This window comes from Paenibacillus sp. GSMTC-2017, from assembly GCF_016019935.1.
In the GTDB taxonomy this organism is placed as follows: Bacteria; Bacillota; Bacilli; order Paenibacillales; family Paenibacillaceae; genus Pristimantibacillus.
This window is the reverse complement of the sequence record NZ_JAECMT010000002.1, coordinates 120,812-140,571: the sequence shown is the minus strand read 5'-3', so window position 1 is coordinate 140,571 and position 19,760 is coordinate 120,812. Positions and strand designations below refer to the sequence as shown.

The window sequence follows — 19,760 nt, the reverse complement described above, 5'->3', positions numbered from 1 at the left end:
GAACATGAAAAGATTTAAAAAATTTTATATAGAAACAACAAGCATTTGTAATCTATCTTGTCACTTTTGTCCGCCGACACTTCGTGGCAAAGGTTTTGTAACCGTTGAAGACTTCAAGAAAACGTTAGATCAAATAAAACCGCACACAGACTACATCTATTTTCATGTAAAAGGTGAGCCGCTACTTCACCCCAAAATCGATGAGCTGCTTGATATTAGTCATGAGAAAGGTTTTAAAGTAAATATTACAACTAACGGAACATTAATTACAAAAAACAAACAAAAATTGCTTGGAAAACCTGCACTTAGACAAATTAATTTCTCTCTCCATAGCTTTGATGGACATGCTGGTTCAAAAGATAAAGCAGGTTATTTAGCTGAAATATTGTCTTTTGTTAGAGAAGCGACAGTTCTCAGCAACATCATCATTTCTTTTAGACTTTGGAATTTAGATATGAATAATGAAGTTAATAAACAACAGGATAAAAACCGAGAATTATTAGGGATGATTGAAGAAGCATTTGAACTTGATTATCAGATCGAAGAAAAATTCAAGCCTGGATCGGGAGTAAAGATTGCAGACCGTATTTATTTGAATCAGGACCCCGAATTTAAGTGGCCGGATTTGAAAGAACCGGAGGATGATGGGAAAGGCTTTTGCCATGCCCTTCGGAATCAAGCAGGGGTATTGATTGACGGTACGGTCATTCCTTGTTGTCTAGATGGGGAAGGGGTTATTAATCTCGGTAATATTCACGATAAACACTTCTCGGACATTGTTGAAAGTGAGCGAGCGAATAACCTCTATGAAGGCTTCTCTCGAAGAGAAGCCGTTGAAGAGCTTTGCCGGAAATGTGGTTACCGTCAACGTTTTGGTTGAATGTTGCGGATATGAGCTTCATAGATATTAGATCGCCCAGAGATAAGATTGCTAATATAACAAGCGAGTATGAAATAAAGTGCCCCATCCCATCCAAAAAGCTCCAAACCCAACACAATACAAGCGAGCGGAGTTTTTGAAGCTGCACCAAAAATAGATACTAATCCGAGTGCAGCTAGAAATGGAGCAGATAGCGACAGAAAAGCGGACAACGCACTGCCAAGCGTTGAACCAATTACGAACAAAGGTGTTACTTCACCGCCAATGAATCCTGTTCCAAGCGTAACAGCAGTAAACAGCATCTTCAATATAGAGTCAGTAAATGATACCGTACTATTGAAAGCTGCGTCCATTAACGGAAGTCCTAGACCTAAATAGTCTCGACTTCCTATAATGAGAACAAGAGCAATAATCATACATCCACCTACAAAGCTTCGTAGAACGGGATGCGCAATGACTTGTGTCATTCTTTTTTTGATCGTTGAAGTTAAATGAACAAATAATGATGCAGCCACACCAAAAATGATAGCAGCTAAAGTAACCTTTGCGATGACTAGCCAGTCTAATCCAGGAACGACTCCAATAACATAGTGGCTATGCTCTATTCCCCAGCTTAACGTTACATAATGTCCCATATAACTCGCAACTAGACAAGGTAGCAAAGCTCGAAAGCGTAATGAACCTTTCGTTGATACTTCTAAACCAAAAAGTGTTCCTGCAAGCGGTGTTCCGAAAACAGAGGCAAACCCTGCACTTACACCTAATAATACGATAAGTCGTTGGTCGGATACCTTTAATTTAAATAACTTACCAATCGACGCTGATAAGCTACTCCCTAATTGAACTGCAGTACCTTCTCGACCAGCTGATCCACCAAATAAGTGAGTTAATAATGTTCCGAAAAGTACGAGCGGTGCCATTCGCAATGGTACTGAACCAGAGCCGGAATGAATTTGCTCGATTACTAAATTATTTCCTCGCCCAGCGTCTTTGCCATATTTCATATAAATATAGCTGACTAATGCTCCTCCGAACGGTAGTAGCCACAGAAGCCAGACATGACTCGTTTGAAGACTTGTGACGAAATCCAAACTGACTAAAAATAGGGCAGACACAGTTCCAGCGCTTGCACCAACTGCAATCGGTAGGAGCAGCCATTTCATTTGTTTCATAATCGGGATTACTCCTTATTCAATTGCTTAGTGTATGAATCGATCCTATTAGTTAATGTTAATTGTTATTTTACGATGAAAGCTAACTAAACGATATAAAAATATTCCGTAGACCATCATTATTTCAGCAAAGGAGAGCCAATGAAAACATCTCGTATTAATCCATTTGTAAATATAAAACTTTTAATTGTTTTACTTTTAGCAACGGTTTGTTGCTTAGTTGTTGCAGAACTTATGCAAAACAAAACAAATACGAATATGTATAGTTTTTTGGCGTGGGATATATTTTTAGCTTGGGTTCCTATATTTTTTTCAATTGCTATCACATTTCTTTACAACTCAAGCTGGTCGTTAGTTAATAAACTTTTAGTTTTCATTTTAGGTGTTGGATGGCTTTTTTTTCTGCCGAATGCCGCTTATTTGTTTACAGAAATGATTCACAGCTTTAGATACTTTGAACGTCAAGGTGAGGAGATTTTCTGGGACGATATGCCCTTTTGGTATAGTCTAACGCTTGCTTTTGTTACTGCATTAATTGGTTTAATACTATCTACATACACGATTCATCAAATGAGTCAATTAGTAAGTAACGTCTTTAATAAATATATGGCTGGTTTGTTTATAGTCATTACGATGTTCCTAAGTAGCATTGGTGTCTATATAGGAAGATTTAATAGATGGAACAGTTGGGATATTCTTGATGAACCAGAGTTGATTATAAAAGAAATGGTTTGGGATTGGTACGTCCGGAGTAGCATGCTTATAAAATTTGTTTTATTACTGTTTTTGGTTCAATTATTTTGTTACTTAATAATCAGAACATTTTCTTACAACAGTAAGAAGGAAGAAGGCCATGGTATGAGCTCATCACAATAATTCGCATGTCGAAATTGTCATTGTTTATTCGTCGTCTTATATAGAAGCAAGGAAATGAACAATAAAGGGGAGTTTCCATGTAAACAGTAACTTAAGCAGATGGTACAAAAATTGCTTTTGACAAAGTTGGTTAAGGGCCGGCACTCGTTTTTGTAGGAGGAGCATTCAGCTATAGGAAATTTCCAGCAGTTGTGCAACTTGCTAATTTACTTTCCGAGCAATTATAAAGTGTTTCTTATCGTTGGAGTCATTACGACGCCATCATTTTATTTAATCGTTATAGCTCAACTATTTACACGAGAAGGTTTAAAATGGTATACAAAAGCTTCACTAAAAAATGGGAGGTTTTCAAAATGAGATTTATGATGATTGTTAAAGCAACTACTGATTCAGAAGCGGGCAAAATGCCTAGCCCAGAACTTGTTGAAGCGATGCAAAAGTATAACGAAGAGTTAGTAAGAGCGGGAGTATTGCTCGCTGCGGATGGGCTGCACCCAAGCTCTAGTGGCATTAGGATATCTTATCCAGAAGCAGGTGGGAAACCAAAAGTGTTTGATGGTCCTTTTACAGAAGCAAAAGAAATGATCGCAGGTTATACGTTAATTGACGTTAAATCGAGAGAAGAAGCGATTGAATGGGCGCTACGTATGCCGGATCCACATGGGTTCGGTCAAGGTGAAATTGAATTAAGAAGAGTTTATGAAGCTGAAGACATTTCGGAGGATCCAGAATCGATCGCTAAAGAAATTGCACTTCGTAAACAAGTTGAAGAGTTGAAAAAGTAAGCTGTAATTGAAGATTTTCGTCATAAGGCCACTTCTAAAGTGGTCTTTTTGCTGTGAAATTTTTATATATAAGATTAATTGAAAAGATAGCGGGGTAGTATACAAACAAAACGGTGAGGGTGAAATGAAGAAATGATGTCTTCTTTTAAACGATTTTTAATTGGACGTCCGTTAAAATCAAATGAGCTCGGCGAACAGAAACTAAATAAGACGAAAGCACTTGCCATTTTATCATCTGATGCATTGTCTTCCGTGGCCTATGGTCCTGAACAAATATTGATTGTACTACTAACAGTTGGGGTCGCGGCTTTTTGGTATTCGATTCCAATCGCTATTGGTGTTCTTATATTATTGCTAGCTCTTATCTTGTCATATAGGCAAATTATTTTTGCTTACCCTCATGGTGGTGGGGCTTATGTCGTTTCCAAAAGAAATCTAGGATTGTACCCCGGGCTAATAGCTGGTGGCTCTCTGCTCGTAGATTATATATTGACCGTAGCGGTAAGTGTCTCTGCTGGAACGGATGCGATTACGTCAGCGTTTCCAAGCTTACATGACTATAATGTGATCATAGCTATCTTATTTGTATTGTTTATTACGATACTGAATTTGAGGGGGGTAACGGAATCGGCTTCAGTATTAGCTTATCCGGTTTATTTGTTCGTGTTAGCGTTGTTTATATTAATTGGCGTCGGCATTTATAACATCTTAGCAGGAAATGTGTCACCTGAGTTACATACATCAATTGGAACGCCAGTAGCGGGAATCAGTTTGTTTCTGCTGCTTCGAGCATTTTCATCAGGGAGTTCTGCTCTAACCGGTGTTGAAGCTATATCGAATGCTATTCCTAACTTCAAAGAATCAGCACCACATAATGCTGCCAAAACGCTAGTAGCAATGGGTACTTTACTTGCTATTCTATTTTCTGGTATCGTATTTCTGGCTTATTATTATGGGATAAGTCCCCAGCATCATGTTACCGTTGTATCTGAAATAGCAGAGCAGACTTTCGGGAGAAATTTTATGTACTATTTTATACAAGGGACAACGGCATTAATATTAATTCTTGCGGCTAATACGGGTTATTCTGCCTTCCCATTGTTAGCAGTTAATTTAGCTAACGATAAATTTATACCGAGAATGTTTACGGTGCGTGGCGATCGGCTTGGCTATTCAAACGGCATCATTATTCTCGGATTTTTTTCTATTTTGTTGATTATCGCATTTAAAGGACAGACTGAACATCTTATTCCGCTGTACGCAGTAGGTGTATTTATTCCTTTTACACTTTCACAGACGGGTATGGTAATCAAATGGATTAGGGAAAAGCCTGCTGGCTGGTTGCCCAAGTTAATCGTGAACGCTACAGGAGCGACGATTAGCTTGATCGTAACGATGATGTTCTTTTTAACGAAGTTCGCACAAGTTTGGTCGGTGTTAGTGTTTTTACCGATTATTATATTCCTGTTCCATCGTATCCGAAAACATTATGAAGCAGTAGCCGATCAGCTAAGAATTACAACTTGTGAAGCAGCTATACCGATTGAAGGGAATGTCATCATTGTACCAGTTGCTGGTATCACCCATGTTGTGGAAAATTCGCTTAACTATGCGAAATCACTTGGAGCGGAGCAGATTATTGCGGTTCATATTCCGTTTGAACGGGAGAGTGAGGCAGCATTTGAAGAGAAATGGAACAAATGGCAGCCATCAATAAGATTAGTAACGTTGCATTCACCATATAGAAGCATCATTCAGCCTTTAACTAAATTTATTGATACAGTTCAAAGGAAAGCGGGAGAGTCGAATTATCAGGTTACTGTGATCATTCCACAATTTATTCCCAAAAAGGGTTGGCACAATATATTGCACAACCAATCCAGCCTGTTAATTCGAGCGCACTTGTTATATCGGAGAAATGTGATCGTTACGACGGTTCCTTATCACTTGAAGAAATAGGATTAGACATATGAAGGTATAAGAAAAAGTGCTGTGATCGTTGCATGATTACATACACGCACAGCACTTCCGTATTTTAGAATAAGTTCCTTATAATCAGTCGTTATGGTAGAAATGCCGTATCAAGACTGTGAATAGTAGTAAAATCATGAGCTAAAACGACTACCTTATACGTACCGTATGGGAGGTTAGATACTGTGTATCTATCTAACATGTCATTTGATTCGAATACAATTTGTCCACTACTATTTTTGATTTGGATACCCCACCATATAAAGCTGGAACTGTAATGAGTGCTTCCAGTAACATCAACGATTAGCTTACCCCCACCGGTAACACTTTTTTCATCAGCGACATACCAAGAAAAACTAGGTGCTGCACTTACAGGACCAGCAACATTGACACCTACAGCTGATACAGGAACAGCGGATATCAGTAACGCAGAGCTTAACAATATAGACAACCAAACTTTTTTCATCATCTTCACGCTCCTTTTAATTTTTTTGATTCGGTTTACAACAGACGCTTAAAAAACACCTCCTTCACCCTTCTAAAATTGTAAATATGTGCTATGTCGTCATTTTAACATAGGCAATTTCTATATGTATCTAGTACGGTTTAGCTATTTATGATATATGTAAGCGTTTTTTTTGTCGATTACAATGTAGATGATGTGTTGAATCGGATATAAAGTTGTAGACTGGAAATTAAAGCATTAAACTTGGAAAATAGAGATGAAGATTTACGGAGGAGCGGAACTGAATGAGTTATGAGGAAAAAATGTGGCAAGAGTTAAAAGATTGGGAAAACAGTTTTTACAAGACACCTGGTATGTTAGAGAAAGCATCAAAGAAGGTCGGAAACAAAATTAATTCTATAATTCCAGACCAGGTACAGAACACAATTACTGGAACTGTTAAAGTTATAGTCCGCTCGACTCTGTTTGGAGCAGAGTACACACCGAAGAGAACCATTGAAAGTTCACTTACATTGGAGCAGTCTGACGAGCTTGCTAAACAAGTCATCTCCACATATCAAAAGATTGCTACTGCCGAGGGAGCTGGAACAGGTGCTGGGGGGATTTTGTTAAGCGTGGTAGATTTCCCAGCTCTTATCGCAATCAAGATGAAGATGCTATTCGAGCTTGCACATGTGTACGGCTATTCGACCAATGTTTTCTCCGAGCGAATCTTCATCTTAACGCTATTCCAGTTAACATACTCGGAGAATATGAGGCGTAGACAAATCTTGAAGCGGATTCGGGAATGGAACAATGAAAAGCTTCAATGGTCCTCAGATTCGGCATATTACAAAGAGTTGAACTGGGAAAACTTCCAGAAGGAATATAGGGATGCGATCGACTTCCGCAAAATGCTGACACTGGTGCCGGGTATTGGAGCTGTTGCAGGAGCATGGGCCAACTACAGCATCGTTGAAGAATTAGGGAAGTTCGCAATAAACAGCTTTCGGACAAGGAGATTGTCGGATAGCGCTAATTGCTAATCTAGAGTAAAAAAACTGACTGCCGAATTTCGTTCGGCGTCAGCTTCATCATGATTACGATATTTCAGCAAGAACTTTAACCCGGCGTTCTTCACGCTCTGCTGGCAACAATTTTGGACATGTATAACATTTAATGCCATCATCACGTTGATCGTACATACAACAGGATGATTTCATAATGCACGTTCCATCAGGTGCTGACCACGGATCAGGTAAATAACGAGGTTTATGTACAAAAGGATTACGTCTGCGATTAAATACTTCAGCAGGCAATGCTTCAACGATCAAAAAATCTGCATCAATTTTGTCAGCAAGACCGGGGATAGGTACTGCAGCTCTTAAGTATTCTCGTGATGAATGGATCGCAGAGCCAAATTGATTCCATATCATATCTGGTCTTAGATCAGCTGCATCTGCAATTCCATTTATTGCTGGAATAGCGGTTTCTCTTATATATTCAATCCAAGCTGCTTGAAGCATCGCTTCACGGCTTGTTTGTTCTTCTGGTACAATTAACCAATCTAATTCATTCAACTTATAACCAAGATGTGCATGGTCGTCATGTGCTTCAAGTTGTAATGTCATCGCTTTCAAAGGTAGTCGCAGCATGCGATTATACAATGCACCAAAAATGAGGTTCATAAAGCCTAAATTGAAAAACGTCATGCCAGTAAAGGAAGCAGGCAACTCGAGCCCAGAAGCATTACTGAGCTTAACAGCTTCATTTAAAGCTTCTAGGGCACGTTCTTTAACTAATAAGAGTGGAGCGTGAAGTTCGAAGCATGGAGCATCAGCGCCTTCAGGTGAAGTGTGAAAATACGTTTTAATTAGTGTGAAATCCACCTCGTTAGACATGTGAAGCCTCCTATATAATATATAATGACTATCATTATCAATAAAAGAACTACACATCATTATAGAAGTGGGTACTTGCATTGTCAATTATAAGTAGGGTTAATCTATATTTATGGCAACTTTTTCTAGTATAGATAAGTCTATAGAACGAGGAGGCGTTAACGATGAGATCACTTAGGGCTGTTATATATGTGGCATGTATTTTATGTTTCATCTATTTAACTGTTTCTATCGTAATGAATGTATTTTTGAAAGAGGATAATGAACCGTTTGATGTAAACAATATTAGTGCAAATGATTCGGAGATTCAAATCGCTACGGACATTAGCATTGGTACTAGTAGTCGCCTTTTGAAAAACGTATCAATTGAAGGTCATGTCTTTACTTTGTATGATGTACAACCCTATGAAGGTGAATTCGGAATAGCAGAGTTTACACGAATTAGGAAATTTGATAGGTACAGATTTGCTTCAGCAAGTCATTCAAAAGAAACGATTCAAGCAAAAGTAATCCAAGCAAAAGAAGGTGTAAGTGTAGTATTAGGAGTAAAGGTGAATTCTGGATTACATAAGTTAATTGTTTCAAATGGTCAGGAATCAATTGAGAAAATGGTAAGTAAACAAAATTTCTTAGAGGTCATTCCATTTAATTACTCAAAAACTGCAACAAATGTAACGATCGTTGGTTACGATGAACAAGGAAAAGAAATAACGAAAAAAGTGATTCACAATTAACTGGCCTAATCGCTTTATCTATAGGGATCGAACATGAGGGTGCCCCAAAAGCCATGGGCTTTGGGGCACCTTCTTTACCTATTTATAAATTCGAAATAGAAACCAGATTTCGGTGTTTTCAGCCACATACTCAGGTGAAGTACGAGTCATCAATCGTCTAAAAAGCTCATTAAAGTCATTATTTACACGTATACTCTTCTTATGGGAAAAGCTATCGTCAAACATATGGCTAGATACAATGTTATCTTGTTCATTGTAAACATCCGATCTGTTTAATATGGAGCTTTCGTGTTATTCTAGCGTATTAATGGGGTATAGGAAGGTAGAGGGGGAGTTGGCATGGCACAAGAATGGAAAAAAGCAGAGATTGCTATTCGAGAAATTTTGGTTGAGGGTAACGAGCGGAATGAGGAAGTAACAATTAGCGGTTATGCAGATGGATTGCATTGTGTCGGACTTGGAACCGATGCGGCCGTGTTTGTATATGATTTAACTCCAACATATGCGTTTAAAATATATACAGAGCAAGCACTGCACAAAAAAGAGATGGAACGTAGTGTATATGAACGATTAGAGGGAATTCCTTATTTCCCAGAGTATTATGGTGAGGGTAGAAACTACTTAGTCATCAGCTACGAGTCAGGTCCAACATTGCTGGATTGTTTGTTGCAAGGCATCGAAGTGCCAAGGACGGTTATTGATGATGTTGAGGAAGCAAGAAGACTTGCGTACGAGCGCGGCCTTAACCCACGAGATATTCATCTTAAAAATGTCATCAGTCAAAGCGGCCGTGGGAAAGTGCTGGATGTCTCTGAATACGTAGTGGAGGGCGATGACAAACGCTGGGAGCATCTCGTATGGGCATATGATACGATTTATCCAAGTATTGAAGGCAAAGCAATTCCTTCATGGCTTTTGGATTCAATTAAGAGCGGTTATCGGAAACTAGACCAGGCGGGTAGTAATCTGGATGAATATGCACAAAGAATAAGTCAGTTGTTCTCACGATTTATGAAATAGTGATTAGAAGAATACGTCTACTTGCGGGGACGTATTCTTTTTTTGTGCGTTATTATGGAACATTCGGTTCATTACTAACCAGGCTAGATAATAAAAGACTACGAATGTAACACATTCATAATAAAGTTTTTCTTCGCTTCGGAATATGCTTCTCTATCATTCTTATATTGGCTTGACAAGTCCATTTTAAGAGCAGCATATTGTTTTACTAAGGTAGGATCTTTTATTAATTTATTACGAAACATTCGTTGCTGGTTCCATCGTTCTTCATGTTCATGCATAAGATGCAGATGAGCTACACGTCTGTCATTGTTGACTTTAACAAAAAATCTTCTCCACGGTCTAAGATCCAATTCAGGTGGAACGTAATGCCATCCATAGTCTGATAGTGTATCAATGATTTTGTCGATTTGATCGAAATGTTTTAAGCTGGCCATTAAATCAATAATTGGTTTAGCAGGTAAACCCAATACGGAAGTACTTCCAATATGCTCAATTTCAATTACTCCTAATGGAGAAAGGCGATGAATTAAATGCGCGGACTCCTGTTTACCTTTTTCAATCCATAAAGGGTTTGGAGATACAATTTCAACTTTTTCGTATGCCCAGATCGGGTAATCGTCAGAACTGCTATGATCTATCATAAATTCTCCTTTACTGATCGAAATATTAGAAAATTATATTTAGGTGTATTGATTATATAGCAGTTCTAATCGTTAGACAAAAAAAGAACGCAACCGAGCTTTCGCTTGGAATACGTCCACGATGCACTCCTATTAGGTTATTTACGCTTCCAAGTCACGATACCATTGTCATCCATAATGCCTAAAGTGACATCAGCGACATCAGAATCGGCTATTAGTTTCGTACGAATCCGCAAATTGATCTCAGTAGCTTCCGCGAGTGAAAATCCTTTACGTAATTCTACGTAAGCTTCTACATGATAATTACGACCTTCCTGTACAATTCTCATCTGTCCAATATCAGTTACATCGGGATCATTCAGAATAAGCGACCCTATTCTTTCTTCAACATCTTTAGGAGCTGCCACCCCAATTAACCCGACCATATTATCGTAGCCAACCTTGAAGGCAACACCAATCATTAAGCAAGCAATCAAAACGGTCGCAATTCCGTCCATAAGTTTGAACGAAGTAAACTCCGCAAGAATAACAGCTAGAAGCGCAAATATAGCACCGAGTGTTGCGACTATATCTTCATAAAAGACAAGGCGAGTAGGAGGAGCAGCTCTTCCTGCATTACGAAATGCAGAAGAAACGATACCTAAACCTTTTGCATCTGCCCGTGTTTCCTTTATAATTTCTTTCATCGCTTTGAGCAAAATAGTACCATCAATTATTATCGCGATCATCAATACGATAAAGTTAAGCCAAAAGTTGGTTGCTTCTTCTGGATGCTTAAGAAGCTTAATGCCCTTAAGGAAGGTTTCGTACGCCATAATTGTAACGACGATAACGGCAATCATACAGAAGAGATTGACTACCCGACCAAATCCAGTTGGAAATTTTTCAGTAGGCTTTCGTTCAGCAAGAACGCTACCTATGAAGACAAAACCTTGATTGATCGCATCTGCCACGGAGTGCATAGCTGACGCAAACATTGTACCGCTGCCGCTTATTGATGCAGCGATTGCTTTAATAATAGCAAGACCAGTATTTCCTAACGCTGCTGTTGCAGAAGAGGTATTGCCTTTTTTAATTAACGAGATCCAATTGCTCATAAATTAACAATTCCTCCATATTTAAACCTTTTTAAGACATTATATTCTTTATTTATTGTCACTTCAATCTGGATCATGACTTTTGCAGTTCACGAGAATAAATGTTAACAGCAAGGAAAAATCAAAACGATCCCAAAGTGAGCGAAGGATGGGAGCTTCAGCACATACCCCTTGATTCAGATCACGATAACGTGGCTATTCGAGTGTTTCACTCACAAAAATCACCTAAATTTCTCTAAGATATACCAGATAGAATGGTATTCTTAGTAATAGTTGTGGTTATATCAAAAGTCAATCGTTATTAGTATCATCCGTATTTGTAACACCATCACTGAAGATTACCTCTACAAACGTGCCATCAGATGGATATAATCCTTCGTGAAAATGTGGTATAACAAGCTGGGTAAAAATGAAGTTAGTCAGAGGGGTAGTGTTTCTACATCAGGTAGGAGCGCGATCTTTTTTCTGTAGGAAGATAATCTAGCATTAAGGCATTGTATCAAATATGATACAATAAATGACTTCATTTGTTTTCTCAAAGTAAAATAAAGGTAGGATGATAATCATATGAAAATATTGCTTGTGGAAGATGATAAAACGATCGGATCTGGACTTGAATATTCATTGCAGCAGGATCAATTCACTACTGTAATTTGTTATGATGTTGCTTCAGCAAAAAAGGTACTAGCAGACGAACTTGATCAATTCGCATTATGCTTGTTTGATTTGTCACTGCCTGATGGTAGTGGTTATGAATTATGTAAGCTAGTAAAGGACCGCAGCGATATACCGGTTATTTTCTTAACGGCAATTGATGAAGAGGTCAATGTTGTAATGGGACTTGATATGGGCGCAGATGATTACATTACGAAGCCTTTTCGTATTCGTGAGCTTCTCTCGCGGATCAAATCGGTGCTGCGCAGATACCAGAAGCAGCCACAAACGAAAGCGATAATTGAAGTCGAAAATGTCCGAATTAATACGCTCGAAGGTAAAGTTTACAAACAAGATGATGAAATTCTATTGACTGCTTTAGAGTATCGCTTATTGCTTATTTTCGCTAACCATATCGGACAGGTTCTTTCAAGAAATCAGCTGCTTGAGAGGATTTGGGATGTTGCGGGCGATTTTGTGAATGATAATACATTAACGGTTTACATCAAAAGGCTACGGGAAAAGCTAGAGGATAATCCGCAAAATCCGAAAATTATTAAAACAGTACGCGGCTTAGGCTATAAGGTTGGTGATTAGTATGCTGCGTAATAGAGAGATTAAAATCCAATGCATTGTGATGTGCTTAATCAGTCTAGCGGCTATTGCTGTCGCTGCTTTTATTTCATTTGCTGCTGTGGTACTCATTATCATTACTTCTATACTCCTAATTGCATGCAGCTTATTACATACGAGATGGAGATATCGTGAGATCGAAAGGCTTTCAGGATACTTACGACAAATTAGCGGTGGAGATTATGCGCTAGATGTTCGTGATAATCAAGAAGGTGAACTTAGTATATTAAAAAATGATATTTATAAGGTGACTCTAAGATTGTCGGAACATAGCTCTATCCTTCAACAAGATAAACTCAAGCTTACCGATGCTATTTCGGATATTTCTCATCAGCTCAAAACCCCGCTTACCTCCATGATGATGATGGCAGATTTATTAAGCGACGCTGATTTGCCGGTAGTTAAAAGAACAGAATTTACACGGAATATTCGGATTCAGCTTGAACGGATTGAATGGCTTGTATCTTCTTTATTAAAACTTTCAAAAATTGATGCAGGTACAATACCCTTCAAAAAAGATCAAATAGCGGTAGGAAAGCTTATCTATAAAGCATTAGAGTCTGTTCAAATTCCGATAGAAGTTAAGCAAATAACGGTGTCGATAACGGGTGAAGAATCCGTTTCTTTTGTAGGTGATTTAAATTGGACAGCTGAAGCTTTGATCAATATTTTTAAAAATGGTGTAGAGCACACGCAGGACGGCGGAATGATCACGATTTCTTTTTTAGAAAATGCGCTGTATACGGAGATGCACATTACTGATAATGGCGTAGGAATTCCAAAAGCAGATCTTCCTTATATATTCAAGCGTTTCTATAAGGGGAAAAATGCTAGTGAAGGTAGTATCGGAATTGGTCTTGCGATGGCTCACAGTATTATAACTAGCCAAAACGGACATATAGAGGTTCAAAGCCTTCCATCGAGCGGAACACAGTTCCGAATTAAGTTTTATAAACAGATCATATAAGGTTAAGTGACTAAACTGTCATTTATAAGTCACTTGATAGTCATTAGAGACAGATATACTAAAACCAACAGCTAATTCATGGAGGTTTTAAAGTGGAGATATTAAAAATAGATCGTCTGTCTAAAATTTATGGAAAAGGTGAAACGGCAGTAAAGGCACTTGATGATGTTTCTTTTTCAGTGAAAAAAGGTGAGTTTGTCGCTATTATTGGTCCGTCAGGATCTGGGAAATCAACGCTCCTTCATATGTTAGGCGGTGTGGACAGACCAACAAGCGGTAAGGTGCTCATTGAAAATACAGACATTTATAAATTGAATGAAACACAGCTGGCGATCTTTAGACGTAGACAAATCGGTCTTATCTATCAATTTTATAACCTTATTCCGGTTCTCACTGTTGAAGAGAATATTACACTGCCGATGCTTCTTGATGAACATAAGGTAGATAAAAAGCAATTTGATGATATCGTGAAGACGTTAAATCTACAAAGCCGTTTAGGCCATCTGCCCAATCAGCTTTCCGGCGGCCAACAGCAAAGGGTATCAATCGGTAGAGCACTTATTAGCAATCCAGCTATTATGCTGGCTGATGAGCCAACGGGAAATTTAGACAGTAAAAATAGCAGTGAAATTATCGATTTACTAAAAATGTTCAATAAAACCTTCAATCAGACTCTAATTGTCATTACCCATGACGAGCGAATTGCTTTGCAAGCAGACCGAGTGATTGTGATTGAAGATGGGAGGATCGCCAAGGATGAGGTGGTTCGTCCATGAACATTGTAAATAAACTAACGATCAGACATTTGAAGCAAAATAAGAGACGTACGCTCGTTACGATGATTGGCGTCATCATTTCAGTCGCAATGGTAACAGCTGTAGTAACGCTTGGTGTATCTTTTTTGGACTTAATGAAAAAGCAGTCGATTGCCGACAATGGAGAATGGCATGTTCTTTATAAAGATGTAAATAAAGATCAGCTTGAAGCGATCCAAAAAGATGGAGAAACAAAAAGTGTTGTTATCACAAAAGATCGCGGTTACGCTCCATTAGCAGGGTCACAAAATGTAAACAAGCCTTATTTATTTATCAAGGAGTATAATGATCAAGGCTTTGAACAGTTTCCGATTGAACTAAATAGGGGACGTTTTCCGCAAGCCGAGAATGAGGTCGTTTTGTCAGAGGAAATTGCCTCAAACGCTAAAGTAGAATATAAGATAGGTGATCGATTAACACTTGAAGTCGGTCAACGGATTTACACAAATAGTTCGGGTGAAGAGCAACTACTCGATCAGAACATTGGATTAAATACGGATTCAATTGATGAAACATTAAAAAACAAAATAACTGCAAGTTATACGGTTGTAGGATTCATAAAGCGTCCCATATGGGAGCCAACATGGGCGCCCGGTTATACGGTCGTAACCTATGTCGATGAAAGCTTGATTGAAGCAAACGAAACCGTAGATGCATCTGTAGTACTAAAGAATGTGAAAAAATCCTTGTACACGCATGCGGAAACGTTGGCGAAGGAAAATAATATAGATATAAAGTCCATTAATTATAATAAAAGCTTGCTGCGATACTACGGTGTAACGAACAATGATAGATTGCAAGCAACTCTTTTTTCATTAAGCGCCATAATTATGGGAGTTATTGTCGTTGGATCAGTCTCATTAATATATAATGCTTTTGCTATTTCGGTCTCAGAGCGCTCTCGCCATTTAGGCATGCTATCGAGTGTTGGGGCTACGAAAAGACAAAAGAGAAACTCTGTTTTTTTTGAGGGAGCTATTATTGGTGCGATTAGTATTCCAATTGGAATCGTTTGTGGTCTTATTGGAATTAGTATAACGTTCTCGTTCATTAACTCCACAATCAAAGGAGCGATGGGGGTAACTGAAAAGTTATCTTTAGTTGTTACCCCCTATTCCATTCTGATTGCTTGTGCAGTTTCCATATTGACGATATTTATATCCACGTATATCCCGGCAATGCGTGCATCTAAGATATCTGCTATTGATGCCATTAGGCAATCCATAGATATTAAACTTACAGGTAAGGTAGTGAAGACATCGAAGTTTATTCGTAAGCTATTTGGCATTGAAGCTGAAATTGGTTTAAAAAATTTAAAAAGAAACAAACGAAGGTACCAAGCAACTGTATTTTCACTCGTCATTAGCATCGTTCTCTTTTTAGCCGTTTCTTATTTCACTGATAATATGAAGAAATCGCTTGAGTTGTCACAGAGTGGTGTGAATTTTGATATACAAGTATCAACAGGGAGTGGGGAAATAAGTGATCGAGTATTAAACGCGATAACTTCTCTGGATGATATAACGGAATATAGTGTTACGAAACAAATATCAATGAACGCATGGATTCCTGAGGCAGAAATCGCTAAAGAGTTGCAAGAACAGGTAAAAGTAGATCCCAATCTCTTAAATAACGGGAAATACCAGTACTTTATTACTTTCCATGCATTAGATCACAAAAACCTTCAAGCTTATGCCAAGCAAGTAGGTGCAGATTATAATCAGCTTATTGATCCTGATCCGAAAAATTTGTCAGCCATTGTAATTGATACAGTCCCTTATGAGGATGCAGTGGCAGGGAAGTATGTTGAAACCAAGATGGTTCATAAAAAGCTTGGTGATCACTTAGATTTGTTCGTTAAAGAAGGGGAAGCAGGATTAGAGACGAAGCTTAAAAAAGTGAAAATCGCTCAATTAACGGACCAGTTTCCAATGGGGGTTAGTTCAGGGGGATTAGGAGATATAACTATCATTGGATCTGAGCAAGTCATGAATCAACTGATTGAGGATATGAATAATGCTCATAGCTATTTAAAACTATACCTGAAAAGTGATGATCCAATGGCTACTCAACAGGAAATAGAAGAGATGGAAGAGAGCCATATGAATGTTTACAATGTGTTTCAAGGTAGACAACAGGAAGAACAGATGATTTTTTTAATGTCTGTATTCACTTATGGTTTTATCCTGCTTATTACAGCGATATCGGTTGCGAATATATTTAATACAATCTCGACGAGTATAACACTGCGAAAACGGGAATTTGCTATGCTGAAATCTGTAGGTATGACACCAAAAGGTTTTAATAAAATGATGAATTACGAAAGTATTTTTTATGGTATAAAGTCATTGCTCTACGGACTGCCCATCAGTGTAGTTGTGATGTACCTCATTCACAAGTCATTGATGAACAGCTTTAGCTATCAGTTTGCACTTCCTTGGATAAGTATTATTTATGTTATTGTTGCTGTCTTTGTTATTGTTACTTCAGCCATGTTATACTCCAGCTCCAAAGTGAAAAAAGAAAATATTATAGATGCTCTAAAGCAGGAGAGCATCTAGCGTGGCCGTTGATAGGGGAGTGACTAAGCACCTAGAGGTGAAACGGAAGGCAGACGTATTGAAGCAATACGAAGGTTACGGTTATCAAGTCGCTTATTATTTGCTCGAAGATGAAGCTCTAGCTATGCAAGCCGCTACTAAGGCTTTAATTGACCTTTTTAAAGATAATGAGTTTTTTGATGAACGACATGTTTATCAAAAGCAAAAGGTAAAGCTTGTTTTTATGAAGCATTCTTTATTGACGAAAGGTTCGCGTTAAAAAAGTATGAAGAAGTGACTGCCCAGCGTCGGATATACAACCCAAATTGTAGACAGGTGAAATAATAAAAAACCTGCTGCTATTAGGGGAGCATAGCATAAATCGACAGCCTTGTTGAGCTAACTGGCAGGATAGTTCCAACTATGGCAGATGGCTAATTTATCATTGTTAATGGGATACGATAGTTCAATAATCAAACAGGAAAAGGCAGCCGGATTAAATCGGCTGCCTTTTCTCAACTAACGGGCATAAACTAATAACAAACAAGTTCAAAAAATATACATAATACATGTGTGTAAATGGTAATATTGAATATTATTTGGTGTCACTTCAATCTGAAGCATCTACCTGCTCGAATCGAGAAATTTCGATCTTTTTTGGCAATTCGTGCAGAAGCTATTATAATAGAGATGGAAATTATGAAGGGAGTGGCATAAGGCCATGATTACAAGACATCGTGTAGAGACAAAAGAACAATTGGACGAGACTTACCGTATCCGTAAAGATGTGTTCGTTAGAGAGCAAGGTGTACCAGAAGAAGTAGAGATTGACGAGTATGAGGACGAAGCCAAACATGTACTTGTACGATATAATGGCGAACCTGCTGGAGCGGGTAGAATACGCCAGGTAGAAGGCGTTGCAAAGATCGAGCGAATTTGTGTGCTGGAGTCGTACCGAAAACATAAAATCGGAGGAGCGATTATGGCAGAGCTTGAGGAAGTGGCAAGAGAGCTGGGCTTAGAAAAAGCAAAGCTTCATGCTCAGACACAAGCTTCTGGATTTTATGTGAAACTAGGGTATACGGTGGATTCTAATGAATTTTTGGAGGAAAATATTCCCCATGTTCGAATGATTAAGCAATTATAGACATAGCTGCTTTTCATGTATATGAGTGAAAGAAGGTTGACCTCGTGATCTTTTCTACCTATACGTTTATATTTATATTTTTGCCGATTACATTTTTAGTCTATAGGTTACTTAGTGTGTTTAGACTGCAAAACGTTGCAAAGCTTTGGCTTGTGATGGCATCCATCTATTTCTATGCACAAGGCAGCGGCAACTTTGTTATGTTATTTATTGTTGATATTTTCGTCAATTTTGCAATAGGAAGTCTTATTGTTCGAGCAGGGCGGAAGGGTGCCAATTGGAGTAAACGACTGCTCATCACAATAGGCTTACTGTTAAATATCGCTTTTCTCGGGTATTACAAATACGCAAACTTTGCCATCGAAAATATTAATATGATTAGCGGACAAGGTTTTCCACTACTTGAGATCGTATTGCCTCTCGGTATTTCTTTCTATACGTTCCAACTAATCGCCTATTTGGTCGATTGCTATCGAGGACATACGAAAGAAACACCGATCATTGATTTTCTATTGTTCATTACGTTTTTCCCACAACTTATTGTAGGACCAATCGTTCATCATGGTGACGTTATTCCTCAATATCAGGACAAGCGTATGGGATTCCTTAATGGAACTAACATTATGATGGGGATGTTCTTATTTTCCATTGGTTGTGCAAAAAAGATTATGTTAGCCGATCCACTCACGAGTTATGCGACAGCTTTCTATGCGAATGTTGGTGCAGGTGACACATTAACGGCTTGGTTAGCATCAGTTGGTTTTACGATTTCTTATTATTTTGATCTATCGGGTTATGCGGATATGGCACTTGGACTAGCATTATTGTTCAACATTCGATTGCCGCACAACTTTAACTCGCCGTACAAAGCAAGAAACTTCCGTGAATATTGGCAGCGTTGGCATATGACGTTATCGAAGTTTCTATCGGATTACATATTCCGTAGTTTCTATCGCAAAGGAAGCGGAAGTTTCAACTTCTATTTTGCAGTCATGATGACGTTTTTTGTTTCGGGATTCTGGCATGGAGCGGGGTGGCAGTTCATCTTCTGGGGACTAATTAACGGTATTTTCGTTTGTATGTCTCACTTTATGTACCGGAACAAATTTAAACTTCCGTTCATTCTTGCATGGACGTTGACGTTTGCAGGTGTTGTGGGTACTCGGATACTCTTCGTTTCTGACTCAAGTGCTGAAGCTTGGGAAGTGATGAAAAAGATGGTTAGCTTGCAAGACTTTGCTGGCATGAATGTAACAATGGTTATTGATAAAATAACGACGTTTGCAGCTTATAACGCATACACGATTGTGTTACTAGTTATTGGCCTCGCCATCACATTGTTTGCCCGCAACACTGGACAGCTTACAGAGGACTTTAAACCTCGAATCAGACATGCTGTCGCAGCAGCTTTCCTGCTTGGCATCTCGCTTACACAAATGACATCCGTATCCAATTTTTTATATTTCCAGTTCTGAGGTG

General features: G+C 38.5%; 19 protein-coding genes. 14 read left to right on the top strand and 5 right to left on the bottom strand.

Annotated elements, in window-relative coordinates:
* The first annotated feature begins 4 nt into the window (after positions 1–4).
* Positions 5–880 carry a radical SAM/SPASM domain-containing protein gene (locus I6N90_RS07860; protein WP_197934982.1) on the top strand — a complete coding sequence of 292 codons (876 nt, stop codon included), beginning with the start codon at positions 5–7 and terminating at the stop codon, positions 878–880.
* On the opposite strand, the gene I6N90_RS07855 is transcribed toward I6N90_RS07860, so the two are convergent.
* Positions 865–2,052 (bottom strand): voltage-gated chloride channel family protein, encoded by a 1,188-nt coding sequence (locus I6N90_RS07855; RefSeq protein ID WP_197934981.1) that lies wholly within the window; start codon positions 2,050–2,052, stop codon positions 865–867. The genes I6N90_RS07860 and I6N90_RS07855 overlap by 16 nt on opposite strands.
* Positions 2,053–2,193: 141 nt before the next feature.
* On the opposite strand from I6N90_RS07855, the gene I6N90_RS07850 reads away from it, so the two are divergent.
* From I6N90_RS07850 to I6N90_RS07840, 3 genes are all read left to right on the top strand, one after another.
* Positions 2,194–2,928: a DUF1361 domain-containing protein gene (locus I6N90_RS07850; protein WP_197934980.1), complete on the top strand. Its 735-nt coding sequence runs from the start codon at positions 2,194–2,196 to the stop codon at positions 2,926–2,928.
* Between the two features lie 353 nt (positions 2,929–3,281).
* Positions 3,282–3,713 carry a YciI family protein gene (locus I6N90_RS07845; protein ID WP_197934979.1) on the top strand — a complete coding sequence of 144 codons (432 nt, stop codon included), beginning with the start codon at positions 3,282–3,284 and terminating at the stop codon, positions 3,711–3,713.
* Between the two features lie 132 nt (positions 3,714–3,845).
* Complete coding sequence (locus I6N90_RS07840; protein ID WP_197934978.1) at positions 3,846–5,672, top strand: APC family permease; 1,827 nt, start codon at positions 3,846–3,848, stop codon at positions 5,670–5,672.
* A gap of 103 nt (positions 5,673–5,775) precedes the next feature.
* Here the strand turns inward: I6N90_RS07840 and I6N90_RS07835 are convergent, their stop codons facing one another.
* Positions 5,776–6,153 carry a hypothetical protein gene (locus I6N90_RS07835; protein ID WP_197934977.1) on the bottom strand — a complete coding sequence of 126 codons (378 nt, stop codon included), beginning with the start codon at positions 6,151–6,153 and terminating at the stop codon, positions 5,776–5,778.
* A gap of 281 nt (positions 6,154–6,434) precedes the next feature.
* On the opposite strand from I6N90_RS07835, the gene I6N90_RS07830 reads away from it, so the two are divergent.
* Positions 6,435–7,175 (top strand): EcsC family protein, encoded by a 741-nt coding sequence (locus I6N90_RS07830; RefSeq protein ID WP_197934976.1) that lies wholly within the window; start codon positions 6,435–6,437, stop codon positions 7,173–7,175.
* 54 nt (positions 7,176–7,229) lie between these two features.
* Here the strand turns inward: I6N90_RS07830 and I6N90_RS07825 are convergent, their stop codons facing one another.
* Entirely contained in the window at positions 7,230–8,030 is an 801-nt protein-coding gene (locus I6N90_RS07825) for a (2Fe-2S)-binding protein (RefSeq protein WP_197934975.1), read from the bottom strand.
* Between the two features lie 164 nt (positions 8,031–8,194).
* Here I6N90_RS07825 and I6N90_RS07820 point away from each other — a divergent pair, with 164 nt between their 5' ends.
* Together I6N90_RS07820 and I6N90_RS07815 are read left to right on the top strand one after the other, a co-directional pair.
* Complete coding sequence (locus I6N90_RS07820) at positions 8,195–8,764, top strand: hypothetical protein (RefSeq protein ID WP_197934974.1); 570 nt, start codon at positions 8,195–8,197, stop codon at positions 8,762–8,764.
* A 339-nt stretch (positions 8,765–9,103) separates the two neighbouring features.
* Positions 9,104–9,784 carry a serine/threonine protein kinase gene (locus I6N90_RS07815; RefSeq protein ID WP_197934973.1) on the top strand — a complete coding sequence of 227 codons (681 nt, stop codon included), beginning with the start codon at positions 9,104–9,106 and terminating at the stop codon, positions 9,782–9,784.
* Between the two features lie 98 nt (positions 9,785–9,882).
* Here the strand turns inward: I6N90_RS07815 and I6N90_RS07810 are convergent, their stop codons facing one another.
* Together I6N90_RS07810 and I6N90_RS07805 are read right to left on the bottom strand one after the other, a co-directional pair.
* A complete protein-coding gene (locus tag I6N90_RS07810; protein ID WP_197934972.1) occupies positions 9,883–10,428 on the bottom strand; it encodes a GrpB family protein in 546 nt (181 codons plus the stop codon).
* A 137-nt stretch (positions 10,429–10,565) separates the two neighbouring features.
* Entirely contained in the window at positions 10,566–11,525 is a 960-nt protein-coding gene (locus tag I6N90_RS07805) for a cation diffusion facilitator family transporter (RefSeq protein WP_197934971.1), read from the bottom strand.
* A gap of 567 nt (positions 11,526–12,092) precedes the next feature.
* Between I6N90_RS07805 and I6N90_RS07800 the strand changes: the two genes are divergently transcribed.
* The 7 genes from I6N90_RS07800 to I6N90_RS07770 all read left to right on the top strand — a co-directional run bounded on the left by I6N90_RS07800 (position 12,093) and on the right by I6N90_RS07770 (position 19,756).
* On the top strand, positions 12,093–12,776 hold the full coding sequence (locus tag I6N90_RS07800) for a response regulator transcription factor (RefSeq protein WP_197934970.1): 684 nt from the start codon (positions 12,093–12,095) through the stop codon (positions 12,774–12,776).
* Between the two features lies 1 nt (position 12,777).
* Positions 12,778–13,779, top strand: a complete 1,002-nt coding sequence (locus tag I6N90_RS07795) for a sensor histidine kinase (RefSeq protein ID WP_197934969.1) — start codon at positions 12,778–12,780, stop codon at positions 13,777–13,779.
* A gap of 92 nt (positions 13,780–13,871) precedes the next feature.
* The gene (locus tag I6N90_RS07790) at positions 13,872–14,555 is read left to right on the top strand and encodes an ABC transporter ATP-binding protein (RefSeq protein WP_197934968.1); all 684 of its coding nucleotides are present in this window, start codon (positions 13,872–13,874) and stop codon (positions 14,553–14,555) included.
* Positions 14,552–17,155, top strand: coding sequence for an ABC transporter permease (locus I6N90_RS07785; protein ID WP_197934967.1), 2,604 nt, complete (start codon positions 14,552–14,554; stop codon positions 17,153–17,155). The genes I6N90_RS07790 and I6N90_RS07785 overlap by 4 nt, the downstream gene beginning before the upstream one ends.
* 1 nt (position 17,156) lies before the next feature.
* A complete protein-coding gene (locus tag I6N90_RS07780) occupies positions 17,157–17,414 on the top strand; it encodes a hypothetical protein (protein ID WP_197934966.1) in 258 nt (85 codons plus the stop codon).
* A gap of 441 nt (positions 17,415–17,855) precedes the next feature.
* Positions 17,856–18,281: a GNAT family N-acetyltransferase gene (locus tag I6N90_RS07775; RefSeq protein WP_232242770.1), complete on the top strand. Its 426-nt coding sequence runs from the start codon at positions 17,856–17,858 to the stop codon at positions 18,279–18,281.
* A gap of 116 nt (positions 18,282–18,397) precedes the next feature.
* On the top strand, positions 18,398–19,756 hold the full coding sequence (locus tag I6N90_RS07770; protein WP_332262426.1) for an MBOAT family O-acyltransferase: 1,359 nt from the start codon (positions 18,398–18,400) through the stop codon (positions 19,754–19,756).
* Positions 19,757–19,760 lie beyond the last annotated feature (4 nt).

Excerpts from the sequence above, each read along its gene's own strand:
- I6N90_RS07850 (WP_197934980.1), top strand. The coding sequence starts at position 2,194 with ATGAAAACATCTCGTATTAATCCATTTGTAAATATAAAACTTTTAATT.
- I6N90_RS07860 (WP_197934982.1), top strand. The coding sequence starts at position 5 with ATGAAAAGATTTAAAAAATTTTATATAGAAACAACAAGCATTTGTAAT.
- I6N90_RS07805 (WP_197934971.1), bottom strand. The coding sequence starts at position 11,525 with ATGAGCAATTGGATCTCGTTAATTAAAAAAGGCAATACCTCTTCTGCA.
- I6N90_RS07825 (WP_197934975.1), bottom strand. The coding sequence starts at position 8,030 with ATGTCTAACGAGGTGGATTTCACACTAATTAAAACGTATTTTCACACT.
- I6N90_RS07785 (WP_197934967.1), top strand. The coding sequence starts at position 14,552 with ATGAACATTGTAAATAAACTAACGATCAGACATTTGAAGCAAAATAAG.
- I6N90_RS07855 (WP_197934981.1), bottom strand. The coding sequence starts at position 2,052 with ATGAAACAAATGAAATGGCTGCTCCTACCGATTGCAGTTGGTGCAAGC.
- I6N90_RS07840 (WP_197934978.1), top strand. The coding sequence starts at position 3,846 with ATGATGTCTTCTTTTAAACGATTTTTAATTGGACGTCCGTTAAAATCA.
- I6N90_RS07820 (WP_197934974.1), top strand. The coding sequence starts at position 8,195 with ATGAGATCACTTAGGGCTGTTATATATGTGGCATGTATTTTATGTTTC.
- I6N90_RS07775 (WP_232242770.1), top strand. The coding sequence starts at position 17,856 with ATGATTACAAGACATCGTGTAGAGACAAAAGAACAATTGGACGAGACT.
- I6N90_RS07830 (WP_197934976.1), top strand. The coding sequence starts at position 6,435 with ATGAGTTATGAGGAAAAAATGTGGCAAGAGTTAAAAGATTGGGAAAAC.
- I6N90_RS07800 (WP_197934970.1), top strand. The coding sequence starts at position 12,093 with ATGAAAATATTGCTTGTGGAAGATGATAAAACGATCGGATCTGGACTT.
- I6N90_RS07810 (WP_197934972.1), bottom strand. The coding sequence starts at position 10,428 with ATGATAGATCATAGCAGTTCTGACGATTACCCGATCTGGGCATACGAA.
- I6N90_RS07815 (WP_197934973.1), top strand. The coding sequence starts at position 9,104 with ATGGCACAAGAATGGAAAAAAGCAGAGATTGCTATTCGAGAAATTTTG.
- I6N90_RS07795 (WP_197934969.1), top strand. The coding sequence starts at position 12,778 with ATGCTGCGTAATAGAGAGATTAAAATCCAATGCATTGTGATGTGCTTA.
- I6N90_RS07845 (WP_197934979.1), top strand. The coding sequence starts at position 3,282 with ATGAGATTTATGATGATTGTTAAAGCAACTACTGATTCAGAAGCGGGC.
- I6N90_RS07835 (WP_197934977.1), bottom strand. The coding sequence starts at position 6,153 with ATGATGAAAAAAGTTTGGTTGTCTATATTGTTAAGCTCTGCGTTACTG.